This is a genomic window from Clostridium saccharoperbutylacetonicum N1-4(HMT) (assembly GCF_000340885.1).
Lineage (GTDB): Bacteria > Bacillota > Clostridia > Clostridiales > Clostridiaceae > Clostridium > Clostridium saccharoperbutylacetonicum.
Genome location: NC_020291.1, coordinates 5,174,700 through 5,196,508, shown reverse-complemented (window position 1 = coordinate 5,196,508; position 21,809 = coordinate 5,174,700). Strand labels below are relative to the sequence as shown.

General features: G+C 30.0%; 19 protein-coding genes. 9 read left to right on the top strand and 10 right to left on the bottom strand.

Going from position 1 to position 21,809, the window contains the following annotated elements; genetic code table 11:
- Nucleotides 1–12 precede the first annotated feature (12 nt).
- Nucleotides 13–1,065, top strand: coding sequence for a sugar phosphate isomerase/epimerase family protein (locus tag CSPA_RS23080; RefSeq protein WP_015394813.1), 1,053 nt, complete (start codon nt 13–15; stop codon nt 1,063–1,065).
- A gap of 100 nt (nt 1,066–1,165) precedes the next feature.
- Nucleotides 1,166–1,723, top strand: a complete 558-nt coding sequence (locus CSPA_RS23075; RefSeq protein ID WP_015394812.1) for a nitroreductase family protein — start codon at nt 1,166–1,168, stop codon at nt 1,721–1,723.
- A gap of 65 nt (nt 1,724–1,788) precedes the next feature.
- Here the strand turns inward: CSPA_RS23075 and CSPA_RS23070 are convergent, their stop codons facing one another.
- From CSPA_RS23070 to CSPA_RS23050, 5 genes are all read right to left on the bottom strand, one after another.
- The gene (locus CSPA_RS23070) at nt 1,789–2,496 is read right to left on the bottom strand and encodes a methyl-accepting chemotaxis protein (protein WP_236907756.1); all 708 of its coding nucleotides are present in this window, start codon (nt 2,494–2,496) and stop codon (nt 1,789–1,791) included.
- Between the two features lie 404 nt (nt 2,497–2,900).
- Nucleotides 2,901–4,349, bottom strand: coding sequence for an FAD-dependent oxidoreductase (locus CSPA_RS23065; RefSeq protein ID WP_015394810.1), 1,449 nt, complete (start codon nt 4,347–4,349; stop codon nt 2,901–2,903).
- Nucleotides 4,350–4,452: 103 nt separating this feature from the next.
- A complete protein-coding gene (locus CSPA_RS23060) occupies nt 4,453–5,367 on the bottom strand; it encodes a sugar phosphate isomerase/epimerase family protein (RefSeq protein WP_015394809.1) in 915 nt (304 codons plus the stop codon).
- Between the two features lie 89 nt (nt 5,368–5,456).
- Nucleotides 5,457–6,572: a Gfo/Idh/MocA family protein gene (locus CSPA_RS23055; RefSeq protein WP_015394808.1), complete on the bottom strand. Its 1,116-nt coding sequence runs from the start codon at nt 6,570–6,572 to the stop codon at nt 5,457–5,459.
- Between the two features lie 38 nt (nt 6,573–6,610).
- Nucleotides 6,611–7,672, bottom strand: coding sequence for a Gfo/Idh/MocA family protein (locus CSPA_RS23050; RefSeq protein ID WP_015394807.1), 1,062 nt, complete (start codon nt 7,670–7,672; stop codon nt 6,611–6,613).
- Between the two features lie 521 nt (nt 7,673–8,193).
- Between CSPA_RS23050 and CSPA_RS23045 the strand changes: the two genes are divergently transcribed.
- Together CSPA_RS23045 and CSPA_RS29840 are read left to right on the top strand one after the other, a co-directional pair.
- Nucleotides 8,194–9,375 carry an MFS transporter gene (locus CSPA_RS23045; RefSeq protein ID WP_015394806.1) on the top strand — a complete coding sequence of 394 codons (1,182 nt, stop codon included), beginning with the start codon at nt 8,194–8,196 and terminating at the stop codon, nt 9,373–9,375.
- A 15-nt stretch (nt 9,376–9,390) separates the two neighbouring features.
- Nucleotides 9,391–9,537, top strand: coding sequence for a hypothetical protein (locus tag CSPA_RS29840; RefSeq protein WP_157228395.1), 147 nt, complete (start codon nt 9,391–9,393; stop codon nt 9,535–9,537).
- Nucleotides 9,538–9,637: 100 nt separating this feature from the next.
- Here CSPA_RS29840 and CSPA_RS23040 read toward each other — a convergent pair whose 3' ends face one another.
- Nucleotides 9,638–11,188: a nitrite/sulfite reductase gene (locus CSPA_RS23040; RefSeq protein WP_015394804.1), complete on the bottom strand. Its 1,551-nt coding sequence runs from the start codon at nt 11,186–11,188 to the stop codon at nt 9,638–9,640.
- Nucleotides 11,189–11,335: 147 nt separating this feature from the next.
- Nucleotides 11,336–12,238, bottom strand: coding sequence for a glycyl-radical enzyme activating protein (locus CSPA_RS23035; RefSeq protein ID WP_015394803.1), 903 nt, complete (start codon nt 12,236–12,238; stop codon nt 11,336–11,338).
- A 251-nt stretch (nt 12,239–12,489) separates the two neighbouring features.
- Between CSPA_RS23035 and CSPA_RS23030 the strand changes: the two genes are divergently transcribed.
- The 3 genes from CSPA_RS23030 to CSPA_RS23020 all read left to right on the top strand — a co-directional run bounded on the left by CSPA_RS23030 (nt 12,490) and on the right by CSPA_RS23020 (nt 16,601).
- On the top strand, nt 12,490–13,242 hold the full coding sequence (locus CSPA_RS23030; protein WP_015394802.1) for a DeoR/GlpR family DNA-binding transcription regulator: 753 nt from the start codon (nt 12,490–12,492) through the stop codon (nt 13,240–13,242).
- A 269-nt stretch (nt 13,243–13,511) separates the two neighbouring features.
- The gene (locus tag CSPA_RS23025) at nt 13,512–15,887 is read left to right on the top strand and encodes a glycyl radical protein (RefSeq protein ID WP_423219815.1); all 2,376 of its coding nucleotides are present in this window, start codon (nt 13,512–13,514) and stop codon (nt 15,885–15,887) included.
- A gap of 36 nt (nt 15,888–15,923) precedes the next feature.
- A complete protein-coding gene (locus CSPA_RS23020; protein WP_015394800.1) occupies nt 15,924–16,601 on the top strand; it encodes a fructose-6-phosphate aldolase in 678 nt (225 codons plus the stop codon).
- Between the two features lie 68 nt (nt 16,602–16,669).
- Here CSPA_RS23020 and CSPA_RS23015 read toward each other — a convergent pair whose 3' ends face one another.
- Nucleotides 16,670–17,176, bottom strand: a complete 507-nt coding sequence (locus tag CSPA_RS23015) for a flavin reductase family protein (RefSeq protein ID WP_015394799.1) — start codon at nt 17,174–17,176, stop codon at nt 16,670–16,672.
- A 287-nt stretch (nt 17,177–17,463) separates the two neighbouring features.
- Between CSPA_RS23015 and CSPA_RS23010 the strand changes: the two genes are divergently transcribed.
- Complete coding sequence (locus tag CSPA_RS23010) at nt 17,464–18,429, top strand: DHH family phosphoesterase (RefSeq protein WP_015394798.1); 966 nt, start codon at nt 17,464–17,466, stop codon at nt 18,427–18,429.
- 37 nt (nt 18,430–18,466) lie between these two features.
- Here CSPA_RS23010 and CSPA_RS23005 read toward each other — a convergent pair whose 3' ends face one another.
- Together CSPA_RS23005 and CSPA_RS30655 are read right to left on the bottom strand one after the other, a co-directional pair.
- Entirely contained in the window at nt 18,467–19,129 is a 663-nt protein-coding gene (locus CSPA_RS23005) for a response regulator transcription factor (protein ID WP_015394797.1), read from the bottom strand.
- A gap of 20 nt (nt 19,130–19,149) precedes the next feature.
- Nucleotides 19,150–19,860 (bottom strand): sensor histidine kinase, encoded by a 711-nt coding sequence (locus tag CSPA_RS30655; protein WP_238915871.1) that lies wholly within the window; start codon nt 19,858–19,860, stop codon nt 19,150–19,152.
- Between the two features lie 710 nt (nt 19,861–20,570).
- On the opposite strand from CSPA_RS30655, the gene CSPA_RS22995 reads away from it, so the two are divergent.
- Nucleotides 20,571–21,803 (top strand): efflux RND transporter periplasmic adaptor subunit, encoded by a 1,233-nt coding sequence (locus tag CSPA_RS22995; RefSeq protein ID WP_015394795.1) that lies wholly within the window; start codon nt 20,571–20,573, stop codon nt 21,801–21,803.
- The last annotated feature ends 6 nt before the right edge of the window (nt 21,804–21,809 follow it).

The following is a 21,809-nucleotide window of genomic DNA, read 5'->3' as shown; positions in this document are numbered from 1 at the left end:
GAGGAAATAACGATGGATTATAAAATTGGAAGAAGTGTATCATTATATAGTTATCAATCAGAATATTATGTTGGTAAACTAGATTTAGAAGGATGTATTAGAGAAGCATCAAAAGCTGGCGCTACAGGAATTGAACTTTTAGCTGAACAAATGGTGGATTCTTTTCCTATAATCACACCAGAATTTAAAGAACAATGGTTTGGTTGGATGGAGAAGTATGGAACAGAACCTACTTGCTATGATGCCTTTTTGGAAAATCATATTTATGATAATAGAACCCTTACTCTTCGTGAGCAAGTTAAAATGATGGAAAGAGATATTAAAATAGCAAAAGAACTTGGATTCAAAACTTTACGTACTCTTGTTGCAACACCAATGGACGTTATTGAAGGAAGTCTTGAGTGTGCAGAAAAAAATGATATTAAAGTATGTATTGAAGTTCATTCACCATTCTCTTTAAATTCTGGTTGGGCAGATGGATATATGGAAATGATCCTTCGTACTGGAACAAAGCACTTTGGATTTATGCCTGACTTTGGTATATTCTGCAATAAAATTCCAAGACAGCTTCGTGAGCAAGCTATACGTAGAGGAGCTAACTTAGACTGTGTTAAGCTTGTAGATGAAGCTTTTGCAAATAGAGTAGCAAAAGGATTTACAAAGATTAAATATGATACAAATCTTGGACGTGCACATGGTGAATACATGAAAGCTAATGGAATGCCAGAATTAATGGAAGCAATTACTAAAGCAAATGGAAGCAAAGTGGATATGGCGTATGCAGGAGCTTCATTTAATTACACATGGTGTGATCCTCAAGATGTTATTGATAATATAAAATATATTTATCATACACATGCAAAATGTTATGAAATAGATGAAAATTATGAAGAAACATCAATGCCAATTAAAGAAATAGTAGCTGCTTATAAAAAAGCAGGTTACCATGGCTTCTTATCTACTGAATATGAAGGACATGGAATGATTAATGATGCTTTTGAAGTTGACAGTATTGAACAAGTTAGACGTCATCAAGAAGCTTTAAGACGTGCTATAGAAGAATAATAATTACCTATAATTAACTAGATATTTAACATATAAATGTGCATAATAATTTATTATATTATGCACATTTATTAATTAATAGAAAGGATATGGAATTAATATGAATGGTACAATAAAATCAATAATGAAAAGATGTTCTATACGCAAATTTAAAAAAGATAAAATAAGTGAAATAGAGATAGATATTTTAATGAAAGCAGCTCTAGCAGCACCTAGTGGTGCTAATTTACAGCCTTGGCATTTCTCTTTTGTAGAAGAAACAAAATTAATAACAGGTTTAGAAGACTATCTTGTTGAGCTTGCTATGAATTCAGGTGATGAAATAGCAATTGAAAGATTAAAGTCACGTAATAACAAAGTAATTTTTGATGCACCATTATTAGTGGTAGTTTCTTCTCCATTAAAAGGTCATTTTGACATGCTTGACTGTGGGATTGCAATTGAAAATATTGTTATTGCAGCTGAGAGTATTGGTCTTTCTAGTATTATACTTGGTGGAATGAGAGTAGCGTTTAATGGAGATAAGAAAGCCATTTATGAGGAATTATTTTGTATTCCAAAAGGAAATCAATTTGTAGCAGCTATTGCTATTGGGCATGCAGATATGATTTCAAAGCAACATGAATTAGATGAGAGTAAAATAACTAGAATTAAATAAATTTAATAAGATTATTCAAATAAATAAAGTGTTAAATAAAAAGCCCAAGTCACTTGGGCTTTTGTTTAACTTTTAATAAGTTTTGCAGTTTCTGCTAAATTTGATAAATCATCATGGATATCGATTACATTTTTTGATATATCACTAATTGATGATACTTGATTGTTGGTGCTATTTTCAATAGAATTGATCCGTATATTAATTTCTTCAATAGCTTGTTTCATAGCTGATAAAGAGTTTTTAGCAGCTTCAGCAGAATTTTTGCTTGAACTAGCTAGTTTTCCGATTTCTGTAGCAACAACTCCGAATCCCTTTCCAACTTCTCCAGCTCGTGCAGCTTCAATCTTCGCATTTAAAGCTAGTAGGCCAGACTGATTGGCAATATTCTGAATTGATTTTATTATAATATCTATATCATCGATACGCTGCATTAGCATATTAGCATCCTGAACATTAGAATGGGCTTCTTCTGATAATTTAGAAATTTCTTTAAGAATATTATCAAAGCTTTTATTAAAGTCTGAGAAGGTCTGTGAAATATTAAGGGATAGGTTTTGCACCGTTGTTTGTTGTTCAAGGTCACGTACAACAAGTATAAAACCTGCTATGGAGTTATCAGCATTATAATAAGGTGTAATTGTTGAGCAGGTAGGGACTTTGAATGTATCATCAGGAGCTCTAAAGGCTGTAAAAGTCTTTTTGTCTTTAGATATAGATTCAAAAAAGGGGTTATTAGTATTGAATGGGTCTCCTGCCTTACAATTTACGTTCATTGCGCCATCACCTTGCTGAACTGAAATAAATTGATTTAGGTCGGTTATAGCGATGTTTGTATTTATGTTAAAAAGTGAATTAATATAAGGCATTAATTCAATTAGAGAGTTTATCTGTTCATTTTTCATAGATTATCACACATCAAACACAAAATATGTAGTGCTTAAATTTTCTCCTTTCATATTTGAAATAGTGTTTATTTTGAAAATTATGGACTAAATAATTAAATTGATTTATGTAGTTTTAGAATTCTTTAATAGTAATAAAGTTTTGTAAATTAAGAATTATCCCATACATAGAGGAGTTTGTATGTATGGGATTATTTGTTATAGGGGCATATCTTTTTATTCTTCACATATAATTTGTAAACTTATCTTTTATTTTCAATTATGATTTAAAGAGATTATAAGGTATTTACGTAATCAGAAGCATTTTCACCGGCCATACGTCCACTGTTTAATGCATATCCCATAGTGTTACCTGGTAATAGGAACATATAACTGTCACCATAAATTGTGCAAGTGTCTGTTCCAGCTGCATAAAGACCGTCAATAACTTCATAGTCTTGAGTAACAACTTCTGTCTTATGATTGATTTTAATTCCACCTAATGAACCATATGCACCAGGGAAGAATTTAGCAGCATAGAATTTTCCTTTTCTGATTGGTTTCATGTATTCAGGACGCTTTCCGAAAGCTTCATCTCTTGCTTCACAAGCATCGTTATAATCATCAATTGTATCTAAAAGATTATCACAATTAATTCCAGTTTTCTCTGCTAATTCTTCAATAGTATCAGCAACAAATAAGTAAGGATTTCCTTGAGAGATTGCTGTTTCCATATGCTCATCAAAACCATCAATAGTCTCTTGATTTAGAACCATACTTACTACATCTACACCTCTTTTAAGGTATTGTCTTTTAATTGATTCATCGATAATCATAAAAGCACAACGATCTTTTTGAATATTTATAGCATTTCCAGCATAAGTACTATTTTCAAAGTGTTCTTCATTAAAGAAACGTTCACCTTGTAAATTAACTAACAGATTTGGTTGGTTAAATGCAGCGTGAATTGAAGTTGTGACATTTTCTCCAGGAAGAGTTACAGCCATTTCTATACTAACATCAGTTTTACCAGCACCAACATTCCAAGCCATTTTAATTCCATCTCCAACTAAACCAGGGATACGGAAACCAAAATAATCTTTTTCACATTCATATCCAGTATATTCTTTTATCATTTCAGCATTATCACCAAAACCACCTGTGCAAATAATAGCTGCTTTACAGTTTGCTTTTATTTCTTCTCCATCTTGAGTTTCACCAATAACTCCAGTTATCTTACCATCAGTTTTTATTAATTCTTTTCCAGGTGTTTCAAAATAAAATTGAACACCTAATTCTACAGCTCTTTCAGTCATACGTTTTATCATAGTAGCTGCAGCTCTTGGACCGGGCTTTCCAGATTCTGGTTTTACAATATGCCAAGTAGGCTCTGAACCAGGAAAATATTTAGAAGCTTTATAGAATTCAACTCCCATATCTTGTAACCAATCTATAGTATCAGCAGATTTATCAAAATACTTTCTAACTAAAGTTGCATCTACTCTCCAATGAGTATAATTCATAAACATATCAAAAGCTTTATTTTTATCTACAGTTGATAATTCTTTACGTTGAACACTAGTTCCAAGACCTAATGGCCCCATACCCATATTGGCTGCACCACCTGTGTTCATTGATTTTTCAAATACAACAACTGACATATCATTTTCAGCAGCTGAAATAGCGGCAGCAAGCCCAGATGGACCAGCAGCAACTACAACTACGTCGCATGTAATTTCTTTCATAATAAAATCCTCCTTAGATTAAAGAATATAATTTTTAAAACTTAGTAGTATAAAGTAGGGTTGATATTTACTCGTTTATAATTAATGTTATACAAAATAATTTTTAAATTACAAATTGTTTTAAATATTTTTGACTAAGTAATAAAGAGTTTTGAATTTCTTCATCTGAGCCTTCGAAAGCTTTATCCTCAATTTCTATGCATGTATTACCTTTATATCCGATATCAGTTAAAGCGGAAACATATTTACCCCAGTTCACATCACCAAGGCCAGGTAATTTTGGAGATATGTATTGTAGAGGAGTAGCCATAATCCCAACATCGTCTAATTTATCTTTGTAAACTTTAATATCTTTATAATGTACGTGGAATATTTTGTCTTTGAATTCGTATAGTGGTTTAATATAATCAATTTGTTGCCATACAAAATGTGATGGATCATAATTTAGTCCGAAATAATCGCTTTGTATTGCTGAAAACATTTGTCTCCAAATAGCAGGAGTCGTTGCAAGATTTTGTCCGCCTGGCCATTGGTCGTTAGTGAATAGCATTGGACAATTTTCTATAGCAACTTTAACTTTATTTTCTTCAGCTAATTTTATTATTGGAGTCCAAACTTCCTTGAATATTTCAAGATTTTCTTCTACAGTTTTATTTTGATCTCTACCTATAAAAGTAGTTACTACACCTATATTTAATTTATTAGACGCAACAATTAATTTTTTTATATGGTTAACGTGAGTTTCTCTTTTTTCTAGATCAGGATCTAAAGTATTTGGATAGTATGCAAGAGAAGATAAATTTACATTTTTTTTAGAACAATAATCTTTAATATAAGTAATTTTATTGTCATCAAGTTCATCTACATTTATGTGCGTAACGCCAGCATATCTACGTTCTGCTTTGCCTTTTGGCCAACAAGCTACTTCTACGCATTCAAAATCGTTTTCACTTGCAAAATCGATCATTTCTTCAAATGTATAAGTATCTAAAATAGCACTTACAAAACCTAATTTCATGTTATGATTCCTCCAATTTAGAAAAATTTTGATAGGATAAGCCAAAAGAGATTAACTCTTAAGGCTTAGGCTAATTACTTATTTATTGATTAAAGGTATACTTCTTTACCTGTTTCAGCTGATTTATAAATTGCATCTAAAATTTGTGTTACCACGAAAGCTTGTTCAGGTTTAACTAGTGGATCTGTATCATTTATGATTGCATCCATCCATTGTGACTGCTCACGTACACCTTCTGCTGAAGCTCCACCTTGGAAGAAGTCAACAATACCAGCAGGTGATATGACTTTTTCCATTAGTTGATTATGTTCTACGCTGTTGTAGATAAGCTCATCTTTTGGATAGCTTCCACCATGATGAATTTCAGCTCCACCTTTTGTTCCACAAAGAGTTGTAGAGGCTTCCATAGATTTTAATACATTTAATGCCCAAGAGGATTCAAGGTAAACAACAGCTCCGTTTTCCATTTTAATCATACCAAAGGCTGAATCTTCTACTTCAAAGGTTTCAGGATCCCAAGGTCCAAAAACATTTCCATCAGGACCATCAGCTTGACGTCCTAATTTATAAAATACTTGTCCAGTTACAGAAACAGGTTTATAATTGTCCATCATCCATAGTGTTATATCTAAGGCATGAGTACCAATATCTATTAATGGACCACCACCTTGTAGTGCTTTGTTAGGGAATACACCCCAAGTAGGAACAGCTCTTCTTCTTAATGCGTGAGCTTTAGCAAAATAAACTTCTCCAAGCTCTCCGTTTTTGCATGAAGCGTTTAAAGTTGTTGTATCATCGCGGAATCTGTTTTGATAACCAATTGTAAATTTCTTTCCTGATTTTTTCCAAGCATCAATCATTTTTTGTGCATCTTCAGTATTATGAGCCATTGGTTTTTCACACATTACATGCTTTCCAGCTTCAAAGGCTGCAACTGTAATTGGACAGTGAGCAACATTAGGAGTACATACATGTACAACATCAAATTCTATACTTTTATCTGATAACATTTCTTTATAATCTGTATATGTTTTTGCATCTTGTGTTCCAAAGTCTGCAGCAGCTTTCTCAGCACGTTCAGGTATAATATCACAGAAGGCAACAATTTCTGCCTTGCTTGAATTAGCTTTTATAGATGGCATGTGTTTTTGATTAGCAATTCCTCCACAACCTACGATAGCAATTTGAACTTTTCCGTTTCTCATAATTAATTTCTCCTTTTCATTTAAAACTCATTTAGTATTTATTCAAAATCAACAGATTTTCCAGAGGCTGCTGATTCTCTTACGGCTTCCATAACAGCAAGAACTCTTCTTACTTCAGGGATTTTAACAATTAATTCTTCCTTTCCCTCTAATGCTTTAAAATAATTTTCAAAAAACATTATGTGGGCAACGTTTACTTTAGGCAAATCTTCAGTGATTAAAACTCCATCTTGTGGTGGACCAAATGACCGTGTTGGACCAGAAGCCGTCATAGTAGTTTTTCCAGGAACATTTTTAAGAAGTCTAGTTGTTCTTGCAATTTTTCCTTCTGGATCAAAACCATCACTATACATAGTTCCTTTATCTCCACCAATAAACCAATGTCTTTCAAACCAGTTTGGTTTATCAGCTAGGAAGTAGGTTCCAAGCTCTATTTCAGCTGTTATGCCATTTTCAAATTTAAGTAAAATTTTGAAGTAATCATCTACTTCTTCATTAATAACATTTCTTAAATCAGCATAGATAGTCTTTATTTTGCTATCAACCATATAAAGCATTTGATCTATTAAATGAACACCCCAGTCATATAACATTCCACCACCGTACTTTTTAAATACATGCCAATCATGCATATTTCCATTTATCCCATATAACTTGGATTGAATAGTATATACATTGCCTAAGGTTTCTTGATTATATACTTCTTTGGCAGTTCTAAAGTCTACATCATATCTACGTTGCTGATGTACTGTAAACATTACTCCCGCATCTTTTACAGCAGCTATCATCTCATCGTATTCCTTTACATTCATAGCAGCAGGTTTTTCGCAAATTATATTTTTACCTGCCTTTGCAGCCTTGATTACAACTTCTTTATGAACATGATTACTTATTGAAATTATTACTGTATTAATATCATCAATCTTTAACAATTCATCAAAGCTGGTAGTTCTTATAACATTTTCAGTTATAGCATCAGACATTTTTTCTTCATCAATATCGCATACTGCAACTAAATTAGCTGAATCTAATGAAGCTAATGTTTTTTCATGTACATGTCCCATAAATCCAAATCCGATTATTCCAAAATTAACTTTCATTTAATTACTCCTCCTTATATGAGTTTGAAATAACATATCATATTTCATGAAAACATTATAACACTTTTTTCATGAAAAATACAAGATATAAATCGAAAAAAGTGAATATTTTTTCAGAAAAAAATGTATATGGCTATATTGAAGTTAAATAAAGTTGCAAATTATGATTATAACTTAGCTTTAAAGTAATTGATATAATATAAATCAAAATAAAATCTTCAGAAAAAAAGATTAGAAGAAAATTTTTACTAAGTAATATGAAAACACATATAAAATCAATTATATATAAGTAGTGATTTTTTCAAAAGTAGCATATTAAATAATGTATTTATAGAATTTATAAAATAAGATTCATGAAAAAATAAATATTTTTCAGAAAATATATTGAAGATGTTTAAGAGTGTGGTATTATTATTACAGATAATTTCAGATGATTTACAAATTTATGTAAACAGTATCATAAAAATATACTTATAGATAATATTACGTTTAAATATTGATCAGAAAGGTGGAATTTATTCATGAGACAAAAAAGTAATAACAGTATAAAAATATCAATATTTTCTATAGCTTTTGTACTTGGATTAAATATAACTGGAGTAGCACCTATATTAGGCATGTTAGATGTAGCATTTAAAGAAGAGGGAGCCAATGCAGTCCAAACACTTCAAACTATACCTTATTTTTTGCTAATGGTAGCATCAATATTGGTTGGATGGTTAGTAACTAAAATTTCAAAAAGAAAAATAGTGTCAATTGGTTTATTACTCATTGCTTTTGTAGGAACCAGTCCGCTTTTGATAGATAGTTTCTCATTTGTGATGATTTCAAGAGTTCTTGTAGGCTTTGGATTTGGAATAATATCTCCACTTAACGCTGCAATAATTAGTGATTTCTTTGATGGGAAGGATCGTGCTGCGCTTATGGGACTTCATGTTACAGGAATGGGAATTGGTTCGATATTCATAAATATTGTTGGTGGAATATTGGGGAACTTTGGATATCAAAAGTATTTCTTAGTTCACTTAATTGCCCTTGCAGCATTCATAATTGTAATATATCAATTGCCAGATACAGGAGCACAGACTCAAAGTGCTACACAAAAATTAAAGTTAAATAAAATGGTATTTGAATTATCTTTAATTAGCTTTTTTCATACTTTGTTTATAACAGCCTTTATGACTAATATAGCTACTCATATTTTACAGAATTTAAATGGAAGTTCAGCGCTTACAGGAATAGTAACTGCAGTGCAAGGCGGATTTGCACTTTTAGTTGGTTTTAACTTTTCAAGAATATCATCAGCTTTAAAGCGTAATACATTACCTTTTGCTATTTTTGCAGCTGGATTAGGATATTTATCTGTTATAATTTTACCCCATAATATTTTGGGGATAATTTTTGGAAGTGCATGCCTAGGAATTTCTTTGAGCTGCTTTATGGCGCAGGCTTCATATATTATTTCAGTATCAGTACCTCAAATTTCTATAGCTCTTGCAAATGGTGTTTTTGCAGTAATTGGAGGAATTGGAGGTTTATTGTCGCCAATTATAATAAATAATCTTACTAATTATATATTCAAAAACATATCAACGAATGGAGTATTTATTATTTGTGCTATCGGAATGTTTGTATTATCAATTTGCAGCTATATTTTAGTTATAATAAAAAGTAAAAATGCTAAAGAACAAATACTTAACTAAAATAAGAATATTAATGTGGGAAAAGAAATGAGACAATATGGATTTAGAAAATACTTTGCTGAGAAGGCATTTCATGCTTGCGAAGATACAAAATTTGAACTTGCTAAGTTAGGAAATGATGCAGGTATCTATGGTGGAGTAGAGTTAGTGTTAAACCTATAAAAGAAATTTTTATATAATGGAATAGTGTAAAAAAATAAACATTCTTAAGGTGCTGAAAAACAGATACCTTTAGAATGTTTATTTTGATTATGTATTTAGCTTATTTAAGATACTTAGTTATTAATTCTTCAAATTCTGATTCGTTGCTATTTAAATAATCAATAAAATCGATATTTTTATTTTCTAATAATAAAGCTAGTTCGTATAAAAATTCAGGAATTTCACGTGCTAACAAATCGCCATATACCTTTCCAAGTCTAGCATTATTATCTTCAAAAGATCCATTAATATGAAGTTGAAATACATCTTCAACAACATCATTAACTCTTTTGCGTTTACCAGTGAATCCAATTGCACCTACTTCATGAACTCCACATGAATTAGGACATCCTGAAATATGAACTCTTGGCAATACATCTTTTGTATATCCTTTTTCTTTAAAGTAAGTTAATATTTGATTTAAAGTCTTTTGGCTTTCTAAAATTCCAACTTGGCAAATTGGAACACCAATACAAGAAACACTTTGTTGAAGAGCTGTTTCTCCTCCAAGATTTTGAGTTAACTCTAGAAGTTTTTTTGCTTCATCACCATTTAAATTTCTAAAATAAATTCCCTCTGTCATAGTTAGTCTTATGTCTAAGGCTTCCACGGATTTTAAACTGTCTAAAATTTCTCTTAGTTGTTTAATATATATTTGTCCTCCAATTGGATGAAGATATACACTATATAGACATTGTTGCTTTTGTTCATATAATCTAGAATGTTTTAGATTTATTATTTTGCCTTCTTTAATAATGTCTTTTGTAGTTATATTAAGCTCTAAATTTTCTTTTTCACAAACTTCTTTTAAATGCTTTTTATATGTTTCAATAAAAGCATCTTTGCCAAGTCTTTCAACGATGTATCTTATACGAGCTTTATTTTTATTTTCATAATTTCCTTCAGCTATGAAAAGACTAGTCATGGCTTCAATATGATATAAAACTTTGCTAGGTTCAATAAGTTCATCATATTCAACACCAATCTTTGAATTTTGGCCAAGCCCTCCACCCATATAAACTTTGAAATATTCTTTACCATCTTTAATTGTTGCTAAAAATCCTAAATCAGCTATATTGCAGTGACCAAGATCAGTTTTACTGCTAGAAAAAGACACTTTAAATTTCCTAGGAAATTTATAAGAGGTTATTTTACTTAAAAAGTGCTTATTAACAGCTAGAGCATATTCACTAACATCAAAAGCTTCTAATTTATCAACACCAGAAAGAGGTGATAAAGCAACATTTCTTGGGTAATTTCCTCCGCCTCCTCTAGAATATACGTCATTTTCAATTCCGTCTTTCATTATTCCACAAACTGCATCAACTGAAAGATTGTGATACTGAACAGCTTCTCTTGTGGTGAAGTGTATTTTATCTAAATTGTATTTTTCAGCGATATCACATAACCAATTCATTTGAGATATATTTGTTATACCAGAAGGTATTCTAAGTCTTATCATAAGTTCTTGTTTGCTACGTTCAGAATACACACCCATTCCGCCAGATACTTTTTTAAAATCTGCTGCAGAAACTTCACCTTTTATAAATTTATTACATAACTCTTTAAAGCTTTCTATTTCAAGCAATAATTCTTCTTTTAATTTATTCAAAATGGTTGCCTCCTTGATTTGAAAATTATTCTCATAAAGTATTATACCATAAATTTATAGGGTTAGTGTATTATAAAAAACAAAATGTTATTCATAGTAAAAATCTAGTTTACATTTAGAATAACATTTTAAATATTTGCCAATGTATTAAAAATAACAATCAAAGCCATTTTTAAGAAATATATTTTGGTAGTCTAGCAAATCTTCTTCATGGAGTTGCTTAGTGTCTTGAAAAGCATAAGGTTTATCTAAAAGTGTATATTTTTTCTGTCCAAATTGATGAAAGGGGAGTAAATTCACTTTTTTTGCATTTATTGATTTTAGTAACTTACAGAAGCCTCTGGCATCTTCTAAGCTAGAATTAATAGTTGGAATAACAGGAATGCGTATTATAATATCTTTTTCATTATTTATAGCAATTTTTAAATTTTCAATAATAATATCATTATAAACATTAGTAGCTTTTAAATGCTTTTCTCTATCATAATGTTTTATATCAAATAATAATAAATCTATATGTTCAATTAGGCTTGAGAATATGTCTTTTGAAGTATATCCAGTAGTTTCAATTGCAGTGTGTATATTCTTTTCCTTCAAAGATCTTAAAAGTTCTGATGCAAATTCATGTTGCATAAATACTTCACCACCAGATAAAGTTACACCTCCATTTGATTCTTCATAAAACATTTCATCTTTCATTACTTCTTTTACTACTTCTGAAATTGTCATAAATTTACCTTCAACTGAAAGTGCTTTCTGAGGACAAGAATTTTTACAATTAAAACAAGAAACACATTTGTTAGAATCAATTTTTATATGATTTTTATATGAAGTTATAGCGCTTTTGGGACATACACTTATACAATGAAGGCATTGTACACATTTTGTTTCATCACATATAAGCTGTATATTTTTATCTTGTGATTCTGGATTTGAACACCATAGGCAGCTTAAAGGACAACCTTTGAAAAAAATGACAGTTCTAATTCCAGGACCATCGTGTATACTATATTTTTGAATATTAAAAATACATGCATTTATATCATTCATATAAATCATCTCCATATAAATTAATCTTTTTCTATTGGATTAATCTTAACATGAAAAAAAATAAGTGTAAATATAAAATTTCATTTGAAATTAATATTATTTCAAATGAATAAAATCATAGAAAAAGAATACAATCTAGCTGAAAATGTGCAATAATTACTTAATCAAATTTTATTCGAAATTTAAATGGTTCATTTAACAAAGGAGTTATGTTATAATTACCATTATATTAATAGATAGGAGGGGGCTTTATGACAGATAGATATACAAAGCTTCTTGAAATTGTAAATAAAAATAAGCGCATAGAAGTTAGTAAATTAGCAGAACTTTTAAAAGTATCTCAAGTAACTATACGTAAAGACCTTGGTGCATTAGAAGAAAAAGGACTATTAAAGCGTGAGCATGGCTATGCCGTTATGACTTCAAGTGATGATATCAGCAGCAGATTAGCTTTTAATTATGATATAAAACGAAAGATAGCCCGTTTAGCAAGTGAGCTTGTAAGAGATGGAGAAACTGTCATGATTGAGTCAGGTTCATCTTGTGCGTTGCTTGCAGAAGAGCTTGCTTTTAATAAGAAAGATATAACTATAATTACTAATTCAACTTTCATTGCAAATTATATTAGAGAAGGAAATGCTAAAGTTGTGTTGTTAGGTGGAGATTATCAACCTGAATCTCAAGTTTCAGTAGGACCTTTAACTAGAAAGTGTGTTAAAGATTTTTTTGTAGATAAATTATTTATTGGAACTGATGGGTATAACTCTAAAATAGGGTTTACTGGGAAAAACCTTATGAGAACAGAAACAGTTAAGGCTATGGCAGAAAGTGCTGATAAAATAATAATTTTAACTGATTCATCAAAATTTTCAGAGCGTGGAGTTGTATCTCAGTTTAAAATTAATGAAATAAGTTATTTGTTTACAGATGACAATATTCCTGAAGTGATTTTTGAAAATTTGAAAAAGGAAAAAGTTGAGGTTCAAATGGCAAGTGTAAATTAATACATTGTAGAAAGAAAAGTAGCATAATAAAAGAAAACAAGAGATACACAGGATATGATATTTTATTTAAAAATTATATCCTGTGTATTTTTCACTTTTTGTTTTGAAAAATACAAAATTACTTTCGAATGAAACTATAATGTTGACAAATGATAATTTGAATATATAATTAAATTATAAAAGAAAAGAATATAGTTTCAAATGAAAGAAAATATGATTTAAGTGAAGGGAGAATGGTTGTGAGTCATTTTGGAGAATTAACTAAAAGAATGCACAATTTCAGAGAGGAATTATTAAATGCAAAACCCATGGTTTGTGTGGAAAGAGCAAAGCTTATTACAGATAGCTATAGTGAACATGCAGATAAGCCTATGGTTTTACGTAGAGCACTATGTTTAGAAAATATATTGGAAAATATGAGTATATTTATTGAAGATGATACACTAATTGCAGGTAACCAAGCATCCTCTAATCGTTCAGCACCTATTTTTCCTGAATATGCTATGGATTGGGTTATAGATGAACTGGATGAATTTGAAAAACGAGATGGAGATGTATTTTATATTACAGAGAAAAGTAAAGAAGTCTTAAGAGAAATTGCACCATTTTGGGATCATAAAACCTTAAAAGATAGAGGACTTGCTGGAATGCCAGCTGAAAGTAGAGTTTTTTATGATTTGGGAATAATAAAGGCAGAAGGAAATATTACTTCAGGAGATGCTCATATAGCAGTGAATTATGAAAAAGTATTGAAACTTGGATTGATTAATTTCAAAGAAAGAACAGAAAAAAAAATGAAAGAATTAGATCTCACTGACTATAGGAATTTAAAGAAATCATATTTTTATAGGTCGATTTTAATTGTAATCGAAGCAGTTGTAGTTTTTTCAAAACGTTATGCAGATTTAGCACTTAAAATGGCGGGAAAAGAAACTGATGCGTCTAGAAAAGCAGAGCTGGTTGAAATGTCGAGAATACTAAATAAAGTTCCATATTATCCAGCTGAAACTTTTCACGAAGCAGTACAATCTCTTTGGATGATTCACTTAATTTTGCAAATTGAATCTAATGGACATTCACTTTCCTATGGAAGAATGGATCAGTATTTATATCCGTTTTATAAAGAAGATTTGAAATCTAATAAAATCAATGAAGCTAGTGCAACTGAACTATTAACCAATTTATGGCTTAAGACTTTTACTATAAATAAAATAAGAAGCTGGTCTCATACACGCTTTAGTGCAGGAAGTCCTTTGTATCAAAATGTTACAGTTGGAGGACAAACTGTAGATAAGAAAGATGCAGTAAATCCATTAAGTTATTTAATATTAAAAAGTGTTGCACAGACTAAATTGCCACAACCTAATTTAACAGTGCGTTATCATAGAGGATTACCTGATGATTTTATGAAGGAGTGCATAGAAGTAGTGAGATTAGGGTTTGGCATGCCTGCTTTTAATAGTGATGAAGTTATAATTTCATCATTTATAGAAAAAGGAGTAGCAGAAAAAGATGCATATAATTATAGTGCAATAGGCTGCGTTGAAGTAGCTGTTCCAGGTAAATGGGGTTACAGATGTACTGGTATGAGTTTCTTGAATTTCCCTAAATCGTTATTAATTGCTTTAAATAATGGAGTTGATCCTGAGTCTGGAATTAAGCTTTGTGAAGGTGTAGGACATTTTAAAGATATGACTTCTTTTGAAGAAGTTATGAAAGCATGGGAGAAAATCATACGTGAATTTACAAGACATAGTGTAATAATTGATAGCTGTGCAGATTTAGCTTTGGAAGAAGTAACAGCAGATGTATTGTGCTCAGCCTTAACTGATGATTGCATTGAAAGAGGATTGAATTTAAAGGAAGGCGGAGCAGTATATGATTTTATAAGTGATCTTCAAGTAGGGATTGCAAATCTTGGTGATTCTCTTGCAGCAATTAAAAAGTGCGTTTTTGAAGATAAAAATTTTACTCCAGCACAGTTATGGGATTCATTAATTAATAATTTTGAAGGAGAGGAATATAAAAAGATTCAAGAAATACTAGTTGATGAAGCACCGAAATATGGAAATGATGATGATTATATAGATTTGTTATTAAAAGAAGCTTATGATATCTACATCGATGAAATAAAGAAATATAAAAATACTAGATATGGAAGAGGACCAATTGGAGGTACCTATTATGCAGGAACTTCGTCAATTTCAGCAAATGTACCACAAGGAGCTGGAACTATGGCAACTCCAGATGGAAGAAAGGCAGGGGAGCCTTTAGCAGAAGGATGCTCACCTTCTCATGCAATGGATAAAAATGGCCCTACAGCAGTGTTTAAGTCAGTTTCTAAATTACCAACTCATGATATAACCGGTGGAGTATTATTAAACCAAAAGGTTACCCCTCAAATGCTAGCAAAGGAAGAAGATAGAATGAAATTAATTGCATTGATAAGAACTTTCTTTAATCGATTGGAAGGATTTCATGTACAATACAATGTAGTATCAAGAGATACCTTGCTTGATGCTCAAAAAAATCCAGAAAAATATAGAGATTTAATTGTTAGAGTTGCAGGATATAGTGCATTTTTCAATGTATTATCTAAGCAAACTCAAGATGACATAATTGAAAGAACTGAACAAGCTTTATAAGAAGTTAGTTGATTAAATAGTAAGGAGAGAATTTGAATGGAATATATGTTAGATACAGCCAATATTGAAATGATTAAAATGGGAGTTGAAATTTTTCCTATTGCAGGGATCACAAGTAATCCAAGCATAATTAAAAAAGAAGGTAAAATTAATTTTTTTAATCACTTTAGGAAGATTCGTGAAATAATAGGTATAGAAAAGACTCTTCATATTCAAGTTGTTGCAGAAGATTGTGAAGGAATCTTAAAAGAAGCAAAGGCTATTTTAGAGAATATTGATAACAAGGTATGCATTAAAATTCCTGTTAATGCAGAAGGGTTAAAAGCAATAAAAATTTTAAAAGCTCAAGGAGTAGCAATAACAGCAACTGCAATTTATACAACTGCGCAAGGATTATTAGCTATGGAAGCAGGAGCAGATTTTATAGCACCATATTTTAATCGGATGGAAAATATGAATATTAATCCGCGTGAGGTCATAAAAGCTTTTGCAGATATGATTGAAAAATATAATTATTCAACTAAAATACTTGCTGCAAGCTTTAAAAATATAGGTCAGGTAAATGATTCCTTTGCAGCTGGGGCACAAACAGCAACAATGGCACCTGAAATTTTACTTGATGCTTTAAAAATGCCAGCAATTGAAAAAGCAGTTGACGATTTTTCAAAGGATTGGGAAGCTGTATTTGGAAAAGTGTCCATTGCTGATTTATAGAAATTAATCTTTACGAAGAGGACCTGAAGTGTTTAGAATTTAAAACATAACAGGTTCTCTTATTGTAATTATTTTTCAATTTTATAGCAGTCAACTATTTCACCAACATAAATTGTATGATAATCATCTTCACCATAGAAAGAAGCTTTAATATCTGAATCTAAAAGGTCAGAATTCATTTCTTGTTTATATACAATTTTACATTCATAATGAAGTTCACAATCCTCTATTACAGGAGTGCTTAAAGTTTTTCCGTTGCATAGTATTAAATTAGCTGCATCTAACTTATTTATATCTCTACCTGATTTACTTCCACATAGTGCCAATTGAGACTTCATTTTATCAGTTAGAGGTATACTTACAGTAAATTCATTAGCCTTTTCAATTAGATCATGTGTATATCTTGATTTTCTAACTAGAACAGTAAATACTGGTCTATTCCACTGAAAACCTATATTCCCCCAAGAGATAGTCATAGTATTGGTAATATCTCCAGCTTTAGCTGTAAGAAAAGCACCGTGTTTGTGTAAATAATTCATTCCTTCTTGTATATTTTCAGTAAAAAAATTTGACATAACAGCACATCCTTTAAAAATATATTAAATTTATTGTTGTGAAAAATATTGTTTTATTGCATATTTGAATTATAACTCTTGATAAATAAAATTAAAAGTACTCACAATTTCCATTAAAGTGAAAATGAAAAAAGGATATAATGAATTTTATTGAGAGATTTTAAAGGAATTTTGGTTGATTATATGGAATATATCCATTGATGGTTGAAAAAAGGATTAAAATTTTCTAAAAGATAATATATAAATCTTAAGTTTATATATTAATTTACATAAGGAGGCATATTAAAATGTTTCAAATTATAGCTTTAATTAATGAACTAAAAAATGCAAAAAGAATTTTCATACAAACACATAATTTTCCCGATCATGATGCAGTGGCATCAGCATTTGGGTTAAGCAGACTTTTGCTTGGATTTGGGATTGAAACTAATATCATATATAAAGGTGAAATTCAACGAGATTCACTCACAAAAATGATTGAGGTTCTGCAAATAAAAATTAGTAAATATGAAGAATTTAATATATGCAAAGAAGATAAAATAATAATAGTTGATGGTTGCAAAGGAAACAGCAATGTTGATGATTTGAATGGGGAAGAAATACTCGTGATTGATCATCACGAGGTTAAAGATCCTGAAAACATTAAGTATGTTGATATAAGAAAAAATTATGGTTCTTGCTCAACTATTATTTACACATATTACAAAGAACTTGAAAAGAATATATCTAAAGATGTAGCAACTGCCCTTATGATTGGATTAAATATGGATACAGCGCATCTTTCAAGAGGAGTATCAGAAGAAGATGTAAATGCATTTAATTGTTTATATATGAAAGCTGACATAAAATTAGTTAATTCAATACTTAGGAACTATATTAGAATAGAGGATTTGAACTTTTATAAGTTTTTGATTTCTAATATCCAATTCAATTCAACTATAGCTTTCTGCTATTTTGATAAAGGATGTGATCAAAATTTACTTGGAATTCTTGGAGATTTTGCATTATCATTGCAGGAAGTGAATTTTGTGATTTTATGTGCAAAAAATAATGAAGTTATAAATTTTTCTATAAGAAGCGAGAAAAGTGAGTTAAATGCTGCAATTATTATTCAAGATGTATTAAATGGAATTGGATTTGGAGGGGGTCATGCAGATATGGCTGGTGGTTTAATAAAAGATATTTCTAAATTTAATGAAGAAAAAATATATAGTCTTTTTGTTGATAAAATAAATAGGATTTTAATTTCATAGCAATACTTTGCTTCTAAGTATCGCTATGGAATTGTTGTTATATATTGGTTTGATTAATTAAGAGTGCTAATTCAGTTCTACTTGCTAATTCTAATTTTTCAAAGATTTTTGTTAAATAGTTTTTTACTGTTCCTTCTGTTATGAAAAGTTCAAGGCAAATCTCTTTGTTACTTTTTCCTTGAGCAACTAATTTTGCAACCTCAAGTTCTCTTTTTGTAAGGATCTCTAATTTCTTTTTTTCTTCATTTAAAAGGCTTGAAGTTTGTTTGCCGCTTGAAATTGCAGTATAAGCCCTAACTATTTTTGTTGCCACTTCAGGATTAAGAAGTATATTTCCACTATATGCTGTTTTAATAGCTTTAATTATTTCCTCAGACCCAGCATCCTTTAATATATAACCATCAGCGCCATTTTTAATTCCATCAAATATATACTCATCTTCATTAAAAGTAGTTAATATTATTACTTTTATATTTTTAAAATTCTCTTTAACGATTTTAGTTGCTTGGACACCATCCATAATTGGCATTCTGACATCCATAAGAATTACATCAGGATATTCGTTAGTTTTTAGAAACTCTACAAGCTCCTTGCCATTTTCAGCTTCATTTACAACCTTTATTTCGTCATCTAAGCTTAAAATCATTTTAATTCCTTCTCTAACTATTTTTTGGTCGTCAACTAAAATAACATTTATCATAATTATATTTACCTCGCTTTTTATATTGGAATAGAAACTTTTAAGCCAAAACCTAAACCGTTATGACTGAAGTAATAAGTTGAGCCACCCAAGGCAGTTACTCTATTTTCAATACCATTCAATCCATTTGATTTAACTATATTATTACAACCTATCCCATTATCTGTAACAGTAAGTTCTAAATCTTGATCACTTTTCTTTATTTTTACATTAATTTCTGTTGCGTTACCATGCCTCAAACTATTAGTTATAGATTCTTGAATGGTTTTATAAAATGAAGTTTTTATAATTGGACTTAAAGTTTCAATTTCTTCATTTTTATTATAAGTAATTTGAATGTTACTAAATAAATAAAAATTATCTATGAGTTTTTTTATTGCCTCATTAAAATTAGTTATTTCAACTTCTGAATTTAGTACAGTAACGGCTTTTCGAAGATCATTAATACTTGATTTTGCTATTTTTTCAGATTGTGATAATACTTCTTCAACTTTTTGAGGTTTTGTATTACATATTTTTTTTGCAAATTCAAGATGCATCGCAAGTGCCATTAGAGAATGTCCTAATGAATCATGAAGTTCTTGAGCAACCCTTGTTCTTTCTCTAGAAGTTGCTACTTCCTCTATATTTAGTGCATATTCTTGCAATTTTATGTTAGCTAATTTAAGTTTTGAATTTAATTGTTTTACTTCTTCTTTTTCTATTTCTAGAGTTCTTATGCTGTATAACATACCAGAAAAACCGAGATAAGATAATAGTATAACACACATTATAAATAATTGAAGTGAAATAGTAATTCCATTTCGTCTTAAAAGGACAAAATAAGTAGTGGTAAAAAATAAGATAAAGTGTATTGGTAAAAACATTTTCATTTTATTTTTCTGTTCTTTAAAGATATATACCAATAAGACATAACTATAACTAGCGGTATTTATTCCAGGCAAAGAATATTGAAGTATTGATGAAATACAAATAGTAATAAATAATAGAATATAAAAAAATTTCTTTGGATATTTTGATTTTAAATCTATAAAATATGTATTGATAATTATGATTGTGATAAGAAGAAAGCATGAGATCATATCAATATAGTGATTTGAGTATTCAATATAAGTATTTATATACATTGATACAAAGATTATTATACAAGTAATATATTTCATGATAGAAATATATTTTTTTGAGTTTATCATTTTATTAATATCACCTACTTCAGTTCAAATGTCATATTTATATTATAACATTTATCCTATTTGAAAATATGTTACTAAAGTCATATAAATTTTGGTAACTAAAGTAACTATTATAAAGGCAAATTAACAAATAAAATTTAACTATGGAGAATATGCCAAAAAATATATATAATATGTAGGAGATAATGTAAAAATAAACAAGATCATGAATTGATACTAAGTTAATTTATTTGACTAGGGGGGTAAAAATGAAGAACGTAAAAAAAATAGTTATATGTGCTGTTCTTATTATTGCAGTAGTGAGCGCTATAGTTGTTAAGAATAAAATGGCTTCAAATGCTAAAACGGTTAATACTGTAGCAACAGAAAGCAAAACGGCTGTTGAAGTAAAAACAGCAAAATCGGTAGAAAAAAATAATGGTGATACATATAAGGCAACGTTAGAAGCATATCAACAAGGTGTAGTTACAAGTAAGATATCAGCAAAGGTTATTTCTGTAGCTATAGAAAATGGTAAATATGTAAATGCCGGTGATATAATAGCAACATTAGATAATCAAGATATACAAAATAGTATTAACTCAGCACAAGCACAATTGCAAGTAATACAACAACAATTAAATTCTGCGCAAGTATCATTGCAAAAACTTCAAATTAATTTAGATGATGCTCAGCGTACTTATAACAGACAGAAAACTCTTTTTGATGGTAAAGCTATATCACAAACTGATCTTGAAGCAGCAGAGAAAGCTTTAAATAATGCTAAAGCAGACTATAATACAGGAGAGGCAAGTATTGAAACTGCAAAAGCAAATTTAGAATCACAAAATGTGTCTATAGCAAAATATCAAAGTGATTTAGCTAATACAGTCCTTAAAGCACCTATAAGTGGAGTTATAAGCGACAAAGCTTTGAGTGTAGGACAAATGGTATCTCCAGGGGGAGCACTTGCTAAGGTTAATGATATATCTTCAGTATATGCAACAATACAAGTGCCACAGGAAAAAATAAGCAGTATAAAAGCTGGACAAGCCGCAACTGTCAAAATAGAAGGAAATGACAAAGCATATGACGGTGCAATACAAAACATAGAGGCATTGGCTGATACAACAACAAGAGTTTTTAATTGTAAGATAAAAATAGATAATAGTGATAAGTCATTATATCCAGGAGTTTATGCAAAAGCAGAACTTCTAAGTTCAGAAAAGACTCAAATTATAACAGTACCAATAAATGCACTAGTTGGAACAGAGGGAAATTATTCAGTTTTTATAAATGATAATGGAAAAGCTAAAAAGGAAAAAGTTAAAATTGGAGAAACTGATGATAACAATGTAGAAATAGATGATGGTGTAAAGGATGGAGATCAAATCATCTGTTCTAATACAGGAACTTTACAAGATGGAGATACAATAGATGTAACTTCTAGTACAAGTGATAATTCATCAAATGGTGATTCTGCAAAAGATGTTTCTAAATAGGAGGGA

Bases quoted from the DNA above. Each gene is read 5' to 3' on its own strand.
- CSPA_RS23080 (WP_015394813.1), top strand. From the start codon at position 13: ATGGATTATAAAATTGGAAGAAGTGTATCATTATATAGTTATCAATCA.
- CSPA_RS23075 (WP_015394812.1), top strand. From the start codon at position 1,166: ATGAATGGTACAATAAAATCAATAATGAAAAGATGTTCTATACGCAAA.
- CSPA_RS23070 (WP_236907756.1), bottom strand. From the start codon at position 2,496: ATGAACGTAAATTGTAAGGCAGGAGACCCATTCAATACTAATAACCCC.
- CSPA_RS23065 (WP_015394810.1), bottom strand. From the start codon at position 4,349: ATGAAAGAAATTACATGCGACGTAGTTGTAGTTGCTGCTGGTCCATCT.
- CSPA_RS23060 (WP_015394809.1), bottom strand. From the start codon at position 5,367: ATGAAATTAGGTTTTGTAAGTGCTATTTTAGATACTTATACATTTGAA.
- CSPA_RS23055 (WP_015394808.1), bottom strand. From the start codon at position 6,572: ATGAGAAACGGAAAAGTTCAAATTGCTATCGTAGGTTGTGGAGGAATT.
- CSPA_RS23050 (WP_015394807.1), bottom strand. From the start codon at position 7,672: ATGAAAGTTAATTTTGGAATAATCGGATTTGGATTTATGGGACATGTA.
- CSPA_RS23045 (WP_015394806.1), top strand. From the start codon at position 8,194: ATGAGACAAAAAAGTAATAACAGTATAAAAATATCAATATTTTCTATA.
- CSPA_RS23035 (WP_015394803.1), bottom strand. From the start codon at position 12,238: ATGAATGATATAAATGCATGTATTTTTAATATTCAAAAATATAGTATA.
- CSPA_RS23030 (WP_015394802.1), top strand. From the start codon at position 12,490: ATGACAGATAGATATACAAAGCTTCTTGAAATTGTAAATAAAAATAAG.
- CSPA_RS23025 (WP_423219815.1), top strand. From the start codon at position 13,512: ATGCACAATTTCAGAGAGGAATTATTAAATGCAAAACCCATGGTTTGT.
- CSPA_RS23020 (WP_015394800.1), top strand. From the start codon at position 15,924: ATGGAATATATGTTAGATACAGCCAATATTGAAATGATTAAAATGGGA.
- CSPA_RS23015 (WP_015394799.1), bottom strand. From the start codon at position 17,176: ATGTCAAATTTTTTTACTGAAAATATACAAGAAGGAATGAATTATTTA.
- CSPA_RS23010 (WP_015394798.1), top strand. From the start codon at position 17,464: ATGTTTCAAATTATAGCTTTAATTAATGAACTAAAAAATGCAAAAAGA.
- CSPA_RS23005 (WP_015394797.1), bottom strand. From the start codon at position 19,129: ATGATAAATGTTATTTTAGTTGACGACCAAAAAATAGTTAGAGAAGGA.
- CSPA_RS30655 (WP_238915871.1), bottom strand. From the start codon at position 19,860: ATGTTATACAGCATAAGAACTCTAGAAATAGAAAAAGAAGAAGTAAAA.
- CSPA_RS22995 (WP_015394795.1), top strand. From the start codon at position 20,571: ATGAAGAACGTAAAAAAAATAGTTATATGTGCTGTTCTTATTATTGCA.